17 protein-coding genes and 1 pseudogene are annotated in these 15927 nt (G+C 67.8%); 9 read left to right on the top strand and 9 right to left on the bottom strand.

Annotated elements, in window-relative coordinates:
• The first annotated feature begins 53 nt into the window (after nucleotides 1-53).
• The gene (locus ACIBH2_RS04785; protein WP_397113492.1) at nucleotides 54-380 is read left to right on the top strand and encodes a hypothetical protein; all 327 of its coding nucleotides are present in this window, start codon (nucleotides 54-56) and stop codon (nucleotides 378-380) included.
• Between the two features lie 167 nt (nucleotides 381-547).
• Here ACIBH2_RS04785 and ACIBH2_RS04780 read toward each other — a convergent pair whose 3' ends face one another.
• On the bottom strand, nucleotides 548-3409 hold the full coding sequence (locus ACIBH2_RS04780; protein WP_397113490.1) for a BTAD domain-containing putative transcriptional regulator: 2862 nt from the start codon (nucleotides 3407-3409) through the stop codon (nucleotides 548-550).
• Nucleotides 3410-3570: 161 nt separating this feature from the next.
• Here ACIBH2_RS04780 and lexA point away from each other — a divergent pair, with 161 nt between their 5' ends.
• Both lexA and ACIBH2_RS04770 read left to right on the top strand, forming a co-directional pair.
• Nucleotides 3571-4236: a transcriptional repressor LexA gene (gene lexA / locus ACIBH2_RS04775; protein ID WP_397113488.1), complete on the top strand. Its 666-nt coding sequence runs from the start codon at nucleotides 3571-3573 to the stop codon at nucleotides 4234-4236.
• Between the two features lie 93 nt (nucleotides 4237-4329).
• Nucleotides 4330-4779, top strand: a complete 450-nt coding sequence (locus ACIBH2_RS04770; RefSeq protein WP_397113486.1) for a DUF4189 domain-containing protein — start codon at nucleotides 4330-4332, stop codon at nucleotides 4777-4779.
• 60 nt (nucleotides 4780-4839) lie between these two features.
• Here the strand turns inward: ACIBH2_RS04770 and ACIBH2_RS04765 are convergent, their stop codons facing one another.
• Genes ACIBH2_RS04765 through ACIBH2_RS04750 form a run of 4 tightly spaced genes read right to left on the bottom strand, consistent with a single transcriptional unit; the run spans nucleotide 4840 to nucleotide 7999 of the window.
• Nucleotides 4840-5322 (bottom strand): hypothetical protein, encoded by a 483-nt coding sequence (locus ACIBH2_RS04765; RefSeq protein ID WP_397113484.1) that lies wholly within the window; start codon nucleotides 5320-5322, stop codon nucleotides 4840-4842.
• 44 nt (nucleotides 5323-5366) lie between these two features.
• Nucleotides 5367-5927, bottom strand: a complete 561-nt coding sequence (locus ACIBH2_RS04760; RefSeq protein ID WP_397113482.1) for a GNAT family N-acetyltransferase — start codon at nucleotides 5925-5927, stop codon at nucleotides 5367-5369.
• 36 nt (nucleotides 5928-5963) lie between these two features.
• Nucleotides 5964-6869: a Ku protein gene (locus ACIBH2_RS04755; protein ID WP_397113480.1), complete on the bottom strand. Its 906-nt coding sequence runs from the start codon at nucleotides 6867-6869 to the stop codon at nucleotides 5964-5966.
• Between the two features lie 50 nt (nucleotides 6870-6919).
• Nucleotides 6920-7999 carry a lycopene cyclase family protein gene (locus tag ACIBH2_RS04750; RefSeq protein ID WP_397113478.1) on the bottom strand — a complete coding sequence of 360 codons (1080 nt, stop codon included), beginning with the start codon at nucleotides 7997-7999 and terminating at the stop codon, nucleotides 6920-6922.
• A 98-nt stretch (nucleotides 8000-8097) separates the two neighbouring features.
• On the opposite strand from ACIBH2_RS04750, the gene ACIBH2_RS04745 reads away from it, so the two are divergent.
• The 3 genes from ACIBH2_RS04745 (at nucleotide 8098) to ACIBH2_RS04735 (ending at nucleotide 10834) form a co-directional block, all read left to right on the top strand.
• Complete coding sequence (locus ACIBH2_RS04745; protein WP_397113476.1) at nucleotides 8098-9024, top strand: hypothetical protein; 927 nt, start codon at nucleotides 8098-8100, stop codon at nucleotides 9022-9024.
• A 62-nt stretch (nucleotides 9025-9086) separates the two neighbouring features.
• Nucleotides 9087-9641, top strand: coding sequence for a TetR/AcrR family transcriptional regulator (locus ACIBH2_RS04740; RefSeq protein ID WP_397113474.1), 555 nt, complete (start codon nucleotides 9087-9089; stop codon nucleotides 9639-9641).
• A 2-nt stretch (nucleotides 9642-9643) separates the two neighbouring features.
• Nucleotides 9644-10834: an NADH:flavin oxidoreductase gene (locus ACIBH2_RS04735; protein ID WP_397113472.1), complete on the top strand. Its 1191-nt coding sequence runs from the start codon at nucleotides 9644-9646 to the stop codon at nucleotides 10832-10834.
• A 48-nt stretch (nucleotides 10835-10882) separates the two neighbouring features.
• Here ACIBH2_RS04735 and ACIBH2_RS04730 read toward each other — a convergent pair whose 3' ends face one another.
• A complete protein-coding gene (locus tag ACIBH2_RS04730) occupies nucleotides 10883-11647 on the bottom strand; it encodes an SDR family oxidoreductase (RefSeq protein WP_397113470.1) in 765 nt (254 codons plus the stop codon).
• A gap of 921 nt (nucleotides 11648-12568) precedes the next feature.
• Here ACIBH2_RS04730 and ACIBH2_RS04725 point away from each other — a divergent pair.
• From ACIBH2_RS04725 to ACIBH2_RS04715, 3 genes are all read left to right on the top strand, one after another.
• Nucleotides 12569-12988, top strand: coding sequence for an Hsp20/alpha crystallin family protein (locus ACIBH2_RS04725; RefSeq protein WP_397113468.1), 420 nt, complete (start codon nucleotides 12569-12571; stop codon nucleotides 12986-12988).
• 377 nt (nucleotides 12989-13365) lie between these two features.
• Nucleotides 13366-13593 (top strand): hypothetical protein, encoded by a 228-nt coding sequence (locus ACIBH2_RS04720; protein WP_397113466.1) that lies wholly within the window; start codon nucleotides 13366-13368, stop codon nucleotides 13591-13593.
• The gene (locus ACIBH2_RS04715; RefSeq protein ID WP_397113464.1) at nucleotides 13568-13921 is read left to right on the top strand and encodes a cold-shock protein; all 354 of its coding nucleotides are present in this window, start codon (nucleotides 13568-13570) and stop codon (nucleotides 13919-13921) included. The genes ACIBH2_RS04720 and ACIBH2_RS04715 overlap by 26 nt, the downstream gene beginning before the upstream one ends.
• Before the next feature lie 99 nt (nucleotides 13922-14020).
• Here ACIBH2_RS04715 and ACIBH2_RS04710 read toward each other — a convergent pair whose 3' ends face one another.
• The 3 genes and pseudogenes from ACIBH2_RS04710 to ACIBH2_RS04700 form a co-directional block, all read right to left on the bottom strand.
• On the bottom strand, nucleotides 14021-14458 hold the full coding sequence (locus tag ACIBH2_RS04710; RefSeq protein ID WP_397113462.1) for a nitroreductase family deazaflavin-dependent oxidoreductase: 438 nt from the start codon (nucleotides 14456-14458) through the stop codon (nucleotides 14021-14023).
• A gap of 539 nt (nucleotides 14459-14997) precedes the next feature.
• Nucleotides 14998-15570: an IclR family transcriptional regulator gene (locus ACIBH2_RS04705; protein WP_397116814.1), complete on the bottom strand. Its 573-nt coding sequence runs from the start codon at nucleotides 15568-15570 to the stop codon at nucleotides 14998-15000.
• 42 nt (nucleotides 15571-15612) lie between these two features.
• Nucleotides 15613-15780 (bottom strand): annotated as a pseudogene (locus ACIBH2_RS04700) (helix-turn-helix domain-containing protein); the annotation flags it as partial.
• Between the last annotated feature and the right edge of the window lie 147 nt (nucleotides 15781-15927).

The raw sequence follows: 15927 nt of genomic DNA, 5'->3' as shown, positions 1-15927 counted from the left end.
TCGCACGCGAAATTCGTGCTGCGCCTGCGGTAGTCGGGTGCTACGGTGCCCCGGTGAACCGAAAGATCCTGCAAGGGATCGGATCTCTGCTGACCTATGCGGGTGTTGTCGGGGTAATCGTCGGTGGGGCCATTTTCCTCATCGCCCTGTTCTCCAACCCGGACGGCGATCCGAAGTGCGACGGCACGGTCATGAAGCCCGGTGATATCTGTGAATCCGGCGCCGAAGGGGTCGTCCTCGGCCGCACCTACGACGAGGTCAGGGCTGAGAACGCCGAGAAGAAGGACGGGCTGTACCTCGGACCGTCGGTGCTGATCGCGAGTATCGGCCTGGCCGTCGTGGGATCGCGCATCGACGAAAACCAGACGGCTACCGTCTGAGCATCCGTACCGGCCCGGGCCGTGCGGACCCGGGCGTGCGCCGACCACCTGTGCACCCCGCGAACACAAGTGGCCCGCCACTCGCACCGTGAGTCTCCCGTCCCAGCGGTGCTGTCGTGCCGGGAAGTCACTCTGCCAGTCGCCGATAAAAAGCGAATAGTTGTTCGCTATTGGGTGGGGCCGAAGAGGTTGCCCAGGGTGGGCGGGGTGAGTCCGGCGCGACGGAAGATCTCGGCCGCTTCGTGCGCCTCGCGTCGCGCGGCCGAGGTATCGCCGAGGGCCGCCTGAGCGGTGGCGTGCAGGGCCATGGCCCGGGCGCGGTCGATGGGATCGGCGGCCTTGGCGAGCAGCCGCAGCGCCTCGGCGGACTGCTCCTGTGCGGCGGCGAGATGTCCGGCGCGCAAGTGGATCTGGGCCAGTCGGGTGCGCGCCCAGCCCTCCCACAGTCGCACCCCGTTGCGCCGCGCCACCTGGACGGCCTGTTCGGCGAGTTCGATGGCGCGCGGATGATCGCCGAGCATGGAGCGCGTGGCCGCCAATTCGTGAGTGGCCCAGCCCAGCGCGACCGGATTCGAGGATTCCCGGGCCAGGGCGATGGCGCGCTCGGCCACCTCGACAGCCGAATCGTAGTGTCCCGCTTCGCAATAGGTGCGGGTGACCAGCGCCAGGCACCACGCCTCCATGGATCGGTCGCCGAGTGCGCGCGCCAAATCGGTGGCGGCGTCGAAATGCCGCGACGAGATGTCGGGATGGTCGAGGCGGCGTTCGGCCACCCCGAGCAGCACTTCGGTGAGCACCTGGAGGCGGCGGTCGGCGTCGGTGACCGGGTCGGCGACGGCGCGCAGATAGCGCAGGCTGGCGTTCACCTCGCCGAGACCGACCTGGAGCAGTGCGCCGAGCGCGACCCGGATACGGCGCGCGCTGTCGGCATCCTGTTGCTCGATCGCGGTGCGCAGCAAGGCCTTCAGGGCCTCGGCGAGTTCCCGGGCGCGGGTTCCGGCATCCATGAGCTCGGCCATCACCCAGGCGAGATCCGCGGCGACGGCGACGGCCGGACCGCCCAGGCGCGCGGCCTGGCGGTGCAGAGCGATGACGACCGGGCGTTCGGTGTCGTTCCACGTCTGGCCGTCCGCGCCGCCGGTGAAGGCGCGACCGGGAACCTTGGTGGGCACCAGCAGCCGGGCGGTATTGCTGTAGTCGATGGCGCTCAGCAGGTTCTTCGCGCTGGCCAGGTAGTGGTCGAGCAGACGCACGAGCACGGCCGATTCGTCCTCGTCGGACATGCGGCACGCGAAAAGTCGCAGCAGATCGTGGAATCGGTAGCGGCCGGGCGCGGTGGTCTCCATCAGGCTCACGTCGACCAGCGATTCGCAGACCGATTCCGCATGCGGCACAGGCAGTTCCAGTACGGCAGCGGCGCCGTCGAGCGACAGGTCCGGGACATCGGCGCGGGCCAGGGTGCGAAATGCCCTGGCCTGCTCCGCCGTCAGCTGCGCGTAGCCGATCTGGAAGGCCGCGGCCACCGCGAGATCACCGGTGCGCAGCTGCTCCAGCCGCTGGGTCTCGTCGGCCAGCCGCGCGGCCAGCGAGGCGATGGTCCACTGCGGCCGCACCGCCAACCGCGCGCCCACGATGCGCACCGCCAGGGGCAGGTGGGCGCAGTGCTCGACGACCTCGCGCGCGGCCGCCGGTTCCGCTGCGACACGGTCGGTTCCGAGTATGCGGGTGAGCAGGTCCATGGCCTCCTCGGCCTCGAGCACATCGAGCCGGGTGCGGCGCACGGCGGGCAGTTCGGTGAGCGCCGAGCGGCTGGTGATGAGTACCGCCGTGCCGGGCGCGCCCGCCAACAGCGGGCGCACGTGCGCGGTATCGCGGGCATTGTCGAGAACCATGAGAACGCGTTTGTCGCACAGCAGGGTTCGCAGCTGGGCGGCGCGGTCGTCGACGGTGGAGGGGATATCGCCCTCGGCCACTCCGAGGGCGCGCAGGAAGCCGCCGAGCGCGTCGCCGGGCGGCACCGGATCGGTGTCCACGCCGCGCAGATTCACATACAGCTGTCCATCCGGGAACCGGTCGCGCACGGTGTGCGCGACATGCAGTGCGAGCGTGGTCTTTCCGACGCCGCCCATTCCGCCCACCGCGGAGATGGCGACGGTGTTCTCTCCATCGCACACCTGCTCGGCCAATGCGCGCACCAGCCGGTCGCGGCCGGTGAAATCGGCTATGTCGGGCGGCAATTGGGCCGGGGGAGTGTGGCGGTGCGGTCGCGCGACGGGTGCGATATCGGCGCGCAGGATGCGGTCGTGCACCGCCCGCAATTCGGGGCCGGGCTCCACGCCGATACCCTCCACCAGCGCCCGGCGGGCCCGGCCGTATTCGTCGAGGGCCTCGGCCTGGCGGCCGCAGTGATACAGCGCGGTCATCAGCAGCGCCCGAAAGCGTTCCCGCAGTGGATGTTCCGCGATGAGCGGTCCCAATTCCGCGATAGCGTCGGCGCTGCGGCCGGTATGGATGTCCAGGTCCAAGCGGTCCTCGACGAGACCGAGCCGCCACTGCTCGAGCCGAACGCGTTGACGCTGCGCGAACGGGCCGGGCAGACCGCTCAGTGCCGCACCCCGCCACTGCGCCAGTGCCGCGACCAGCGCGTCGCGCGCGGCCACCGGGTCGCCGTCGCGTCGATCGGCGGCGGTGGCGACGAGGCGCTCGACCTCGGCGAGATCGGTGGCGTCCGGTCCCAGGCGCAGCGCGTAGCCGTCACCGATGGACACCAAGACCCTGGATGGCGTGCGCGGCGTGCGTTCCGGCTCGAGGGTGCGACGCAGGTGGGCCACATGGGTGCGCAATGCCGCGACAGCGCGCGGCACCGGCTCTTCGCCCCAGATGTCCTCCACCAGATCGGCGGCCGTCACCGCCTGCCCGTCGCGCAACAGCAACGCCGCCAGCACCGCGCGGCGCTGCGGCGGACCCAGCTCGAGCCGCTCCGGCCCGCGCCACCCGCACAGCTCACCCAGAACCGTGAACCTCAACACCCCGACCTCCCCCCGGAACCACTGGGGAACCCATGAGCCATCGCATTCGGGAGCGTATACCGCGAGCTGGAAGGAGAGCAGGGCGGTATCGATTCCGCGAAGAGTCCGGACGCGCCCGCGCAACAACCGGACTCGCCGCCCTCGGCCATTACGATGCCTCGGTGACCGGATACGACTACTCCGATGCGTTCGAGCATCTCGACACCTCGACGCTCCCGCCGCGCCAGCACCATATTCTCGCCGTGATTCGCGATCACGTGGTGCGGTACGGGTATCCGCCCAACACGCGGCAGATCGGCGAAGAGGTCGGACTGAAATCCTCCTCGACGGTGTCCAAGCATTTGAACGCCCTGGAGGAGAAGGGTTTTCTGCGGCGCAGCGACACCATGTCACGCCCCATCGACGTGCGGATGTTCCTGCAGACCGCCGCGCCCGCGCGGACCGAGTCCGAGGAGCAGGTCCCGGTGCCGGTGGTCGGCGATATCGCGGCGGGCACGCCGATCCTGGCCGAGGAACACACCGACGACGTGCTGTCGCTGCCCCGGGAACTGGTCGGTCGCGGGACGGTCTTCGGCCTGCGGGTGCGCGGCGACTCCATGGTGGACGCGGCCATCTGCGACGGTGACATCGTGGTGGTGCGCAAGGAGCACGAGGCGCACACCGGGGAGATCGTGGCCGCCATGATCGACGGGGAGGCGACTGTCAAGGTGTATCGACGCAGTGGCGGGCACGTATACCTGGAGCCGCGCAACCCGGCTTACCAGGTGATCGACGGCGACGAAGCGGTGATCTTGGGCAAGGTCGTGTCGGTGATGCGGCGGGTCTGACCTGCGGCAGCGCCACCGGCCAACTGGACATAATGGTTGGTCTCGACAAAGATTCGACCCGTTATTGCTTGCCTTTCTTCACGGGAGAAACGAATGTCGTTGCTGCGCAAGGCCTGTCTCGGCCTCGCTGTCTCGTCGATGGCGGCCGTCGGTGTCGTCGCCGCGGGTCCCGCGTCGGCGGCCGATGGCGGATTCACCGCCACGGCCGGTGACCTGTACGGCGCCCTGGCGCTGTCCAAGAGCACCGGGAACGTCGCCTACGCGGTGAACTATGGAAGTTACGGTGCCGCCGACAACGCCGCCATCGCCGAGTGCGGTGGCGGCGACTGCGCCGTCGTCGTGCACTTCGCCAACGCCTGTGGTGCGGTGGCGCAGGGTGCGGACACCCGCTTCGGGTGGGCGTGGGCGGCCACCAAGGTGGAGGCCGAGAAGGCCGCCACCGACGTGCTCGGAAACAGTGCGCCGTCGTTCCCCGACGTGGGTTCGGCGTCGCCCCGGCAGGCGAAGGTGATTCTCTCCGCCTGCACCGACAACGCCAGCTGAGACAGCGATAACGGCGAACGCCGCGGTCTCCGGGTCACCGGAGGGCGCGGCGTTTCGCTGTCAATGGGTCGCCAGCCGCTCCATCGACCCCTCGGCGAGCGCGGTCTCGACATGCGAGATCCCATCCCGCACACCCTGCCCGTAGGCGTCGTCCGCCAGCGCGTCGAGCCGCCGCCGCGCGGCGTCGAGATGCGCCCGCGCACTGTCGAACGCCCCTAGTCGGCGGAAGTTGTCCGCCAGGTTCAAATGCAGCGACGGATAGAATCCGCGCACACTCAGCGCCGAATCCTGCTGCCGCGCACGTTCGTCGGTGAGCGACTCGGCGGCGTCGAGCGCCCGCAGGTCCCACGTCAACGAATCCGCCGCATGGTCGTACAAGTCGGCCAGATAGTGCGCAATCGTGCAGCGGTGCAGCGCATCCCCGGTGACGCCCACCGAATCCCACAGCGCCACCAGCGCTTCCCGAGCGGCGGGAATATCACCCTGACGCCCGAGCACGACGGCGTCATTGATCGCGAGCATGGTCTGGTCGGCATCGGTCATGCGCGACACCATAGACAAGGGGGCCGACACGTTTCCCCGTCGATTCAGCCCTTCGGTCGACCGTGCCTGCCGTCGCCGGTGATTCGCCCGCGGCGGATCAGATCCCGCTTGGTGCCCGGACCGAGGGCGATCTGATCGTCGGCTGCGCTGCCCGCCTCATCGGGATTCGGCCGCACGAACAGGGTGACCGTGGTGCCCTCGCTGAATCCGTTCTTGCGCATCATCGACGCCGAGGCGGCGTTGTGCACCTCCACATCGGTGACGATGCGGCGCGCGCCGTGCTCGAAAAGCGTGTCGCAGCACGCGGTCATCAGACGGCCCGCGACGCCGCGGCCCTGCATATCGGGCGCGACCGCGATCCACTCCAGATAGGCCCAGTCGTCGCGCAATTCGAATTCCATGGAGGCCAGCACGAATCCGACGACCCGATCGGAATCCACCGCCACCCAGCACGACCGGCCGGGGCTGTCCAGGTGCTCGGCCACCGAGGTGAGCGACCAGGAGGTGTACGGCTTGGTGCGGGTGTCGAACACCTGATAACCCAGGTCGATGACCTGGCGCAGATGTCCGAGCCCCATCGGGACGACGGCAACCTCGGATTCCATGCCGTCAGTTTGCCAGGTGGATGCCAGTTGCCCGGCTCACGCACCCTTGCGTGCCTGCTTGGTCGGAGCCTTCTTCGCCGCCTTCTTGGCGGGCTTCTTCGCCGCGGCCTTGGTCGTCGATTTCGCGGTCTTCTTCGCGGCCGGTTCGGCGGGAGCCTTGCGGCCCGACGCCTCCAGGCTGCGTTGCAGCGCCGCCACCAGATCCACGACCTCGGCATCCATCTCCGGTGCGGCCGGTTCCGGGGCGCGCGTCACCTTGCCGCTGCCGCTGGCAATGGCCTCGTCGAGCAGGCGCTTGAGTTCGATCTGGTACTCGTCGGTGTAGAGGTCCGGATCGAAATCGTCGGACATGGTGTCCACCAGCGTCTCCGCCATGGACATCTCCTGCTTCTTGGGCGCGGCGACCCCGTCGAGGGATTCGAATTCCACCGCCCGCACCTCGTCGGGCCACAGCAGGGTTTGCAGCAGCAGGACGCCGTCACGCACTCGCAGGGCCGCCAGCCGGGTCTTCTGGCGCAGCGTGAAGTGCACCAGCGCGACCCGATTCACCTCTTCGAGGGTCTTGGCGAGCAGGACGTACGCCTTCGGCGTGCTCGAATCCGGTTCGAGGTAGTAGCTCTTCTCGTAGAGAATCGGGTCGATCTGCTCGGCCGGGACGAATTGCAGCACGGGTATTTCGTGCTTCTCGGCGGCGGGCAGCTTCGCGAAATCCTCGTCGGTGAGAATCACCCGGTCGCCGTCGGGCGATTCGTAGGCCTTGTCGATATCCGCGAACTGCACCGATTTCCCGCAGATGGTGCAGACCCGGTCGTACCGAATGCGGCCGCCATCGGCCGCGTGCACCTGATGGAACCGGATGTCGTGGTCCTCGGTCGCGGTGTAGACCTTCACTGGAACATTGACCAGTCCGAACGCGATCGAGCCCTTCCAGATAGACCGCATATCCTCCACTGTACGTTTCGCCGCATTCCCCGTCGGGATGAATCGCCGGGTTATCCGAGGCCGAGGGTGGCCGCGGCGAGGTCGCGGCGCAGCCGCCACGGCAGGGCCGCGAAGAGGGCGGACATGGCGGCGGCGGTGCCCCGCAGATCGTCGCGGCCGGACAGGTACGCGCGCTGGCTGGCCACCGGCAGGGCGAAGAAGGCGTCGAAGAAGCCGGGCAGATCCGCGGGCGGCAACCCGAGCAGCGCCCGCAGCCCGGCGCGGCGCAGGGCGTGCACGGCCCGGGCGGTCGGCGGCCACAGTGAGTGTCCGGCGACGAAGGCATCGGCGGTGCGCAGCGCGGTCGCGACGCTGTAGCCGGTGGCGGGATGGGTGAAAGCGCCTGCCGCGCCGAAGGTTCGGCGTCCCGGGGTGCCGCCTTCGACGGGGAAGCGGACGCGTTCGACCGGATCGGAATCGGTGAATTCGATTCCACGGGAACGCAATCGGTGGTGCAGGCGGGTGCGCAGTTCGGTCAAGTCGAGGGCTGGGCGGCCCGCCAGGCAGGTTTCCTCGAAGAGTGTCGTGCCATCGGGCAGCGGTACCACGTACAGGAAGGAACGGGGCGCGTCGGGAGCCGCGCCATTGTCGAGACGCCAGTCCATGAACAGTGTTTCGGTGTCCGGGCGGCGAACCATGACGCCGTAGGCGGTTTGTTCGGCCCGGTCGGGGGAGCGGGGGATACCGCGCGCGTCGACGACGCGGGTCGCGGTGAGCACCTGGCCGGTTAACAGCCGCGCCGATTCGGGGCGATTACGGGATGGGCGCGGGATATCGGCTACCCGGGCCGAGATGATGCGGGCGCCGGGGAGATCGAGGGAGTCTTGCAGGGCCGGGGTATCGAGCACGACGTAGCGGCGGCGCAGGTCGATACGGCGTCGTGTCCACGCCACGGGATTGTCGACGGACGACGCGATGACGGTGGGCGGCAACCAGTTCGGCAGCTCGTCGGCCCACGCCGCGTAGGTCGCCGACCAGCGGCGGTCCGGGTTCGGGTCCACCACGGTGACCGACAGGCCGTGGGCGAGGGCGCGGTGGGCCAGCGCTCGTCCGGCCGGGCCGAGGCCGCAGACGAGGAGATCGGAGCTCACCGGGTGATTGGATCACGAGGTGTGCCGACCGTTCGGTTGGGGCGCGTTTCGCCCGGTTCGGTAGGGTCAGGCGCACAGGTGCGAGAGGGGAGTAAGCAATGAGTTATCCACCCGGGCCGGGGTTCGGTGGGGATCCCCACGGGCAAGGGCAGCAGCAGCCGGGCGGATGGGGGCAACAGCCCGACTCCTCGGGATGGCAGCAGCCTGGTCCGGGAGGGTGGCAGCCGCAGGATCAGGGATGGGGTCAGCAGCCGCAGGACTCGGGCGGCTGGGGGCAACAGGATCCGTCGTGGGGTCAGCCGCCGCCCGCGCCCGCTCCCGCCTACGGCGCGCAGCCGGGCTGGGATCAGCAGGGCTACCAGCCGCCGCCCAACAAGCCGAACACCGGGCTGATCATCGGCCTGGTGGTCGCCGTGGTCGCGGCGTTGGTGCTGGTGGTCGGCGCGGTGGTGGTCGTGAACCGCGATGACGAATCCGTCGTCGCCACCTCCTCCTCGACGACCACGACCACCACGACCTCGACGACGACCACCTCGACCTCCGCGCGCCCCACGACGACCACCGGGTCCACCGGCGCGAAACTCGGCTACAACGAGTACAGCGGCGACTGGAACTTCCGGCTCGGCGATGTCGCGCTGCAGGCGCAGTGGGTGCAGGGCAAGGACCACAGCAGCTGCGCGCCCATCGAGGAGGCGGGCAAGCTCACCGATCTGGGCTGCAAGTACGCCGCCGAACTGACCTGGAGCGCCGAGGGCGGCGCGCTCATCCTCACCCAGTTCATCGTGGGTATGGGCGGTGCGTCGACCGCGTCGGCGGCCGTGGACGGATTCGACGACGGCGACGTGAAACTCGCCCCCGGCACCTATGTCGACCATTGGGAAACGGGTAAGTGGCGCAATGGAAGTGAGAAGGAGTTCCTGGTGATCACCTTCGCCACCGCGACCGCCGCCGTGCCCGCCGAGACGGTCGAGAAGTACCTCAAGTACCGGCACAACGACACCACGGGAGCGCTGCTCTTCCGCTAGTTCTCCAAACGTCGTTTCAATCAATGATTGAAACGACGCCAGGAACGTGTTTCACTTCTCGCATGGCCGAGAAGACCTCCGCGCGTGCGGGCACCCGGGAGCGGTTGCTCGCCGCCGCCGAACGACTGCTGCTCACCGAGCGCTACGACGATGTCTCGGTGCGCGGCATCTGCACCGCCGCGGGCACGAATCCCGCTGCGGTGCATTACCATTTCGGCTCCAAGGAAGCCTTGGTGGCCGCGCTCATCGAGGATCGGCTCGGACCGGTCTGGGCGGATCGGTTGGCGGCGGTCGACACCTCGGTGCCCGCAGTGGTGGATGCCGTGATCGCGCCGTTCGTCGAACTGTCCGCCGATCCGATCGGGCGGCTGCATCTGCGGCTGCTCGCACAATTGGTGCTCGGGCGCTACCCGATGACCTGGAATCGCCATTGGTTCCATATCGATTCGTGGGTGGGGCTGCTGCCCGATCTCAGCGAGGCCGACAGTCGTCGCCGTTGGCGGCTGGCGTTCCATCTCATCATCGGCAGCTTCGGTGCGGGCGAGGACCTGTCACCGGCATCGGTTGCCGCCCTCCGCGATTTCGTGATCGCCGGACTCACCGCGCCGAAAGTGTAGCCATGCCAGACGTTTTCGCACCCGCCCAACTCGGCCCGCTCACCTTGCGCAATCGGGTGATCAAGGCCGCGACGTTCGAGGGGCGCACCCCCGACGCCCTGGTCACCGAGGAGCTCATCGACTTCCATCGCGAAATCGCCGCCGGGGGAGTGGGACTCACGACGGTCGCCTACTGTGCCGTCGCGCCTGGCGGCCGCACCGACCGCCATCAGATCTGGATGCGGCCCGAGGCGGTGCCCGGGCTGCGGCGGCTGACCGAGGCCGTGCACGCGGCCGGGGCTGCGGTGAGCGCTCAGATCGGGCATGCGGGTCCGGTCGCCAACGCGGCGTCGAATCGTGCTCCGGCGTTGGCCCCGAGCCCACTGTTCAGCCCATTGAGTATGCGCCGCATGCATGTTCCGGACGAGGCCGCCTTGCGCGATATCGTCGCCGACTACGCCACCGCGGCGCGATTGGCCGAGGACGCCGGGTTCGATGCGCTCGAAATCCATTTCGGCCACAACTATCTGGTGAGCGCGTTCCTGAGTCCGCTACTCAATCGCCGCTCCGACGGCTACGGCGGATCGCCCGCCAACCGTGCTCGTTTGGCTCGCGAAATCGCTTGTGCGGTAAGGGAAGCGGTCGGTAATCGGCTCGCCGTGACCGCCAAACTGAATATGGAGGACGGTATCCGCGGCGGGCTCGGCCTCACCGAGTCCCTGCGGGTCGCCGCCTGGCTGGAGGAGGACGGGGCCCTCGACGCTCTCGAATTGACCGCGGGCAGTTCGCTGCTCAACCCCATGCTGCTCTTCCACGGCGCCGCGCCTCGTCGCGAATTCGCCAGAGTGCTTCCCGGCCCGGCTCGTTGGGGTTTCCGCCTGGTCGGCCGCTCGTTCCTGAAGGAGTACCCCTACACCGAGGCGTATCTGCTCGACCGCGCCCGCCAGTTCCGTCGCGAGCTGTCCATGCCGCTGATCCTGTTGGGCGGCATCACCAATCACGACACCATGCGGCGCGCCATGGCCGAGGGCTTCGACTTCGTCGCCATGGGCCGCGCCCTCCTGCGTGAACCGGACCTGTTGCGCCGCATCCAATCCGACCACGGCACCCGCTCGGCCTGCATCCACTGCAACGAGTGCATGCCCACCATCTACACCGGCACGCGGTGCGTCCTGCGTCTCGACAGCCCAGGGCACGCCACCGCGTCGACCTAGCGCCCACGAGCCGACCGGGCCCGCCGCTCCGGCGGGCCCGCACGTCGCTCAGATACCTCCGGTGGACAGCAACCCGCCGTCCACGCGCACGGTCTCACCGGTGATCCACGCGGCGGCATCCGACACCAGGAAGGCGACCAGCCCCGCCACATCCTCCGGCTTCCCCAACCGCTTCATCGGATACACATTCGCCGCGGCCTCCTCATCGGCCGAGTACAGCGCATCCGCGAACTTGGTCTTCACCACCCCCGGAGCGACCGCGTTGACGCGAATCTTCGGCCCGAGCTGCCACGCCAACTCCTCGGTCAACCGAATCAGCGCCGCCTTGGACGCCCCGTAAGCCGCGATCACGCCCGTGGACCGAATCCCGGCGACGCTGGCCAAATTCACCACCGCGCCCCCGTTCTCGCCCATCCACGCCTTGTACGCCTCCTGCACATACCCCAGCGCCGCAACGACATTCACATCGAAGATCTTCCGCACAGCATCCAGATCCGCCTCCATCAGCGACCCGTACACCGGATTGATCCCCGTGTTGTTGATCAAGATATCCAACGACCCGAACTCGCCCACCGCGGTAGCCACCTGCTCCGCCCGAGCCCCCGCATCCCCCGAGTTCCCCGCCACCGCGACAACCTTCCCCGCATACCCCAGCCCCCGCAGCTGCTCCGCGGCCTCCTCGAGCGGCCCCTGCTTCCGCGCCGTAATCAGCACATCAGCCCCCCGCCCCAACAACTCGGCCGCCACCGCGAACCCAATACCCCGGCTAGCCCCACTGACCAGCGCACCCTTGCCCTTCAGATCATCACTCATGTGACGGCACGTTACTTCAGTCGCCTGAGCTGGGCGAATCCGCCCCGGTTGCGGCGGTCCGGGAATGCCTGATCGTGGTGTGGCGGCAGCGTCATGGGTGGCCTGATGGAATGCTCCCACCATCTGGCCGCTGTCGTGACGCCCCGCCTGTGAGAGATCCCGGCGTCATGCCGTGGTTCGCGCCCGCAGCTCTTTGCGCAGGATCTTGCCGGACGATGAATCGCGGGTCGGGTCGGTCAGTGTCGCGGGAGGCGCACCAGAGGACGATGAGCATCGTTGGCGGGCTGCGGCAGTCGTTGCTGCGCAACCGAATTACGGCGAATCTCGCTTTCATCGACCAGATCGCGCCGTCGCCGCTCGGTGCCGATATTTCGGCACCCCGCTCCTTCGCGACATCTCCCAGTCGGAGACCAAGGGTTCGTGCGCGCAATGCCGTCGATTGCCAGGAGGGCACCTAGACGTCCGACCGGCGAGTTCCCAAGTTGCCTGTGCAGGTCAAAGGGCTGATTCACGCAGCCCAGCGACTCACACCGCCGAATGTCAAGCGAAACAGTGTGGGCTGCAGTCGATTTCAGCGGTCTGGCACGTGTGGGTCGGTGTTCATCGCGCGTTCGGGCCAGATGACTTGGGCGCACACCCGTGCGTGCAGGGTAGTGCCCGCACGAACCTGGCGCAGGAGTGCCGCCGCCCTGCGCACCGGACTGATCAGTATGTGCTGAAGCTCGTACAGACACGAAGTCCCGCGCGCCGAACCGACCAACTCGGTGGCCACCGAGATCGCATACGCCCCCCGCCGTAGCAGGTGGCCGGGGTGGGACTTACTTGCACTCTCGGGGGTCGAGTGCTAAATATATCTGTGCCAGATGGCATAGATTATCTGATTCCTTCGATCGAGAATGGAGTGAGTTGGAGGTGGTGACCATGCTGATGCGTACCGATCCCTTCCGTGATCTGGATCGTCTGACCCAGCAGGTCTACGGCACCCCGGCGCGCCCGGCGGCCGTACCGATGGACGCCTGGCGCGAAGGCGATGAGTTCGTCGTCGAGTTCGATCTGCCCGGCGTCGACCCGGACTCTCTCGGCCTCGATGTCGAACGCAATGTGGTAACCGTGAAAGCCGCACGCCCGCAACTGGATCAGAGTCGGTCGATGATCGCGGCCGAACGCACTCGCGGTGTGTTCTCCCGGCGGCTGTTCCTGGGGGAGAACCTCGACATCGACGCCATCCGCGCCGACTACCACGACGGTGTGCTGCGCTTGACCGTGCCGATCGCGGAGAAGGCCAAACCCCGCAGGATCGAGGTCACCCGCGAACGCGAGCGCCAGGCCATCAACGCCTGACTCGGCCTCGGCTCGCACGCCGGTGCCGCCCCTGCGGTTCCGCGCCCCTCGGCTCGTGACAGGCGGTGACGCCCGTCGACCGTTGCGTGCCAACGAGATTCGGGATGGGGTCGAGAGCTATTGGCCTCGGACCTGCACGCGCGCGCCCTGCGCCGAGGCCGCAGTGTCCGGCACGGTGGCCAGTCACCGCGTATGGCAGCAGCAGGTATCGCGATCCCCTCGCCCCCGTGACCGGAACGACATGCGTCACCGTCGAATTCTCGTCCCTGCGACGGGTGGGCCCGTTCAGCATCAGGCTTGCGGGCCCACTCGACCATTGCGCGCTCCACCGGAAACCGAACCCGGCACCCAGTGCCCTTGTGCGAGAAAGGAGTTCAATGACCACTCTCGTTCCATCCGGCAGTGACCTCGACCGCGCCGAGCAACATACCCCTGTCGACGAGGGCGACCGTGAGCTCGGCCTGGACACCGCGGCATTGCATCCCGTCGCCGAACGTTCCCGGCCCGTCTTCGACACCGCGGAGTTGGCCGACCGCATCGACCAGAACTGGATCACCCCTGTCCCCTGCGATGACGACGATGACTACTCCTGCCTCGCCTATTGACCCCGTCCACACCGGCCACGAGCACGGTCAGCTGCCGTGCTGGCATCGTGGCCGGGTGGCCTGGTTCGACACCGCGAAAGGTTTCGGGTTCCTCACCCCCACCGGCGGGCCCGCGGTATTCGTCGACTTCAAGGTGATCGACATGCCCGGCTACAAATGCCTCACCGCCGGGCAATCGGTCATCTACACCGCCACCGACACCCCACGCGGCCCCGAAGCCACTCGTGTCATCCCATATCCGCACTCCGCACACGGCCACAGCGAGCACCACGAGGTCGGCCGACGCATCGGCCGACGACAACAGCGAGGCCTAGCCCCCGCCGCCTGATCTCGCCAAGCAGAAATCACTTCCGACAACACCCGAGCATCACGGCCTCCCTGCCGCAGCAGCGTAACGATATCGGGCCTGTCGAGCGGTCAACGCCCATCACCGTGCGCGCCTGGCAAGCTCACCCCTCGGACGCACGCGTACGAGCGCGGGTGGGGCGTGGTTGAGTCCGAACATCGTCGGCCCCAGGCGCGCGTAGCCGTTGAACCGTCGACGGTCGGCCGCGGTGAGCTCGTGCACGGTCGCGCTCGCGCGCATCCAGCGAAACCGCTGGCGCACACGAACATTCGGATCGGCTTCGATATTGCGCACCCAGGCCGCGCGTCGGCCGTGCACGGCGAGGAACAGCATCGCTCCGTCCTCGACAGGCCCGGCCGCCAGGGGTGTACGTCGGGGCAGGCCGGTTCGTCGGCCTGTCGTCTCCAGCAACGCCCAGTACGGGTTGAGCCAGGTCAGCTTCCGCACGACCCAGTTGTTGACACGCCAAAAGCGCAGCAAGACAAGAGGTCTGGGCGGCGGGGCGGTGCGGTCGGACATGAGAAACCTCCAACGGGCAGACGCCCGCGCGGGAGCGGGGTCGGCTACGTTCGCCACGCTACCAATCAACGACGCCGTGTAGTAGTAGCAAGGCCCGTGGTCGCACACGGATCCGGCACGGATGGTCACGCCATGGCACCCATGGTCAGACCAATCAACCTTGCTGTTCGGGACGATCAATCTGGTGAGCACCCGAATCCGGCGCGCGGACAGCAGGTTCCGGCAGGGCGACGTGTTCGACAACCCGAAAGTGTGACTAGGGAGTCGGTGTCGGTGTGGAGCCGTTCGTCGCGTGGATTGTGATCCCGGGGGCAGGTGCTCCAGCCACCGGAGGCGTGTGGATGCCGTCGACGCACTATGAACTGGGACAGGCTTGGTTTCGTGGACCTGGCAGTCACCTGATCTGTGCGAATGCGCCCCAGATAGGGGTCCGCGACGGCGTATCACAGCAATGCCGCGGTCACATGGACGCCCGAGCGCGACGTGCCGCCGCTCGGAACCGTCAGGGCAGCGGTTCGAAGCAACGCTGGCAGTCGGACCTACGAATCGACCATGGGGTTGACGGCCGCGGCTCGGGTGATTCTGTTGGCCGTCTCGCGGATCGGGCCTATCAAGCCGCGACCTATCCAGCGGAGCGGCCCACAGATGGAGATCGCCGCAGTCGTGGTGTAGCCAGCACTCGTGCTGGCGTGGCCCGCGCTGACCGTCGTCGCGATACATCCGATGTCGAACAGTGCTTCACCGCGGTCGTAGGCGATTCCGTCACTACGGACGCGGGCTACTTCCCGGGCGAGCTCGTCCCGGTTCGTGATCGTCGCGGCGGTGCTGGGTTTCATCGCGTCGAATGCGGGATGGTCGAGGCATTTGTCGGACTCGGCGGCCAGCAGGGCCTTTCCCAAGGCGGTGCGGTGGGCCGGTTGGTGCGCACCGATCCGCGTCGGGACACGAACACCGAACGTGCCGGGCAACTTTTCCCAGTACACGACATCACCGCCGTCCAGGTACGCGAGGTGAACCACGAAACGCGTGCGCTCCTGCAACTCCACAAGGTGCGGATAGGCGATGCGATGGAACCAATGGTTGCGGATCGCCTCCGAGCCCAGATCGAACATCCGGGTACCCAGCTCGTAGCAGTCGCCGACCCGGAGTAGCCACCGGAGTTTGACCATGCGGTCGAGCAGACGCAGTGCCGAGGAGCGCGGAATTCCCGTCGCGACCGATATTTGAGTGAGGGTCAGGAACCCTTCGCGCTGCAGTGCTTCCAGTATCAGATCGACACGCTCGAGCTGAGTGACAGGTGGTTCGGGGCGATTCGGAATCACGTCGAACCTCCGATCAACCCGGATCCCATTGCCTTGATCCTCCCCAGCATCGTACGACTATCGCGTTGGTCATGGTCGGCTCTTGATCGTTGTCGCCCTTCGGTTTCCGCTGAGCGGGAGCCTCCCTCTGAGCGGGAGCGTCCGTAG

This window comes from Nocardia sp. NPDC050406, assembly GCF_044459025.1.
Classification (GTDB): Bacteria; Actinomycetota; Actinomycetes; order Mycobacteriales; family Mycobacteriaceae; genus Nocardia.
This window is presented reverse-complemented; position numbering and strand designations above follow the sequence as displayed.

Excerpts from the sequence above, each read along its gene's own strand:
- ACIBH2_RS04770 (WP_397113486.1), top strand. The coding sequence starts at position 4,330 with ATGTCGTTGCTGCGCAAGGCCTGTCTCGGCCTCGCTGTCTCGTCGATG.
- ACIBH2_RS04765 (WP_397113484.1), bottom strand. The coding sequence starts at position 5,322 with ATGACCGATGCCGACCAGACCATGCTCGCGATCAATGACGCCGTCGTG.
- ACIBH2_RS04760 (WP_397113482.1), bottom strand. The coding sequence starts at position 5,927 with ATGGAATCCGAGGTTGCCGTCGTCCCGATGGGGCTCGGACATCTGCGC.
- ACIBH2_RS04755 (WP_397113480.1), bottom strand. The coding sequence starts at position 6,869 with ATGCGGTCTATCTGGAAGGGCTCGATCGCGTTCGGACTGGTCAATGTT.
- ACIBH2_RS04745 (WP_397113476.1), top strand. The coding sequence starts at position 8,098 with ATGAGTTATCCACCCGGGCCGGGGTTCGGTGGGGATCCCCACGGGCAA.
- ACIBH2_RS04740 (WP_397113474.1), top strand. The coding sequence starts at position 9,087 with ATGGCCGAGAAGACCTCCGCGCGTGCGGGCACCCGGGAGCGGTTGCTC.
- ACIBH2_RS04735 (WP_397113472.1), top strand. The coding sequence starts at position 9,644 with ATGCCAGACGTTTTCGCACCCGCCCAACTCGGCCCGCTCACCTTGCGC.
- ACIBH2_RS04730 (WP_397113470.1), bottom strand. The coding sequence starts at position 11,647 with ATGAGTGATGATCTGAAGGGCAAGGGTGCGCTGGTCAGTGGGGCTAGC.
- ACIBH2_RS04725 (WP_397113468.1), top strand. The coding sequence starts at position 12,569 with ATGCTGATGCGTACCGATCCCTTCCGTGATCTGGATCGTCTGACCCAG.
- ACIBH2_RS04720 (WP_397113466.1), top strand. The coding sequence starts at position 13,366 with ATGACCACTCTCGTTCCATCCGGCAGTGACCTCGACCGCGCCGAGCAA.
- ACIBH2_RS04715 (WP_397113464.1), top strand. The coding sequence starts at position 13,568 with ATGACTACTCCTGCCTCGCCTATTGACCCCGTCCACACCGGCCACGAG.
- ACIBH2_RS04710 (WP_397113462.1), bottom strand. The coding sequence starts at position 14,458 with ATGTCCGACCGCACCGCCCCGCCGCCCAGACCTCTTGTCTTGCTGCGC.
- ACIBH2_RS04705 (WP_397116814.1), bottom strand. The coding sequence starts at position 15,570 with ATGTTCGATCTGGGCTCGGAGGCGATCCGCAACCATTGGTTCCATCGC.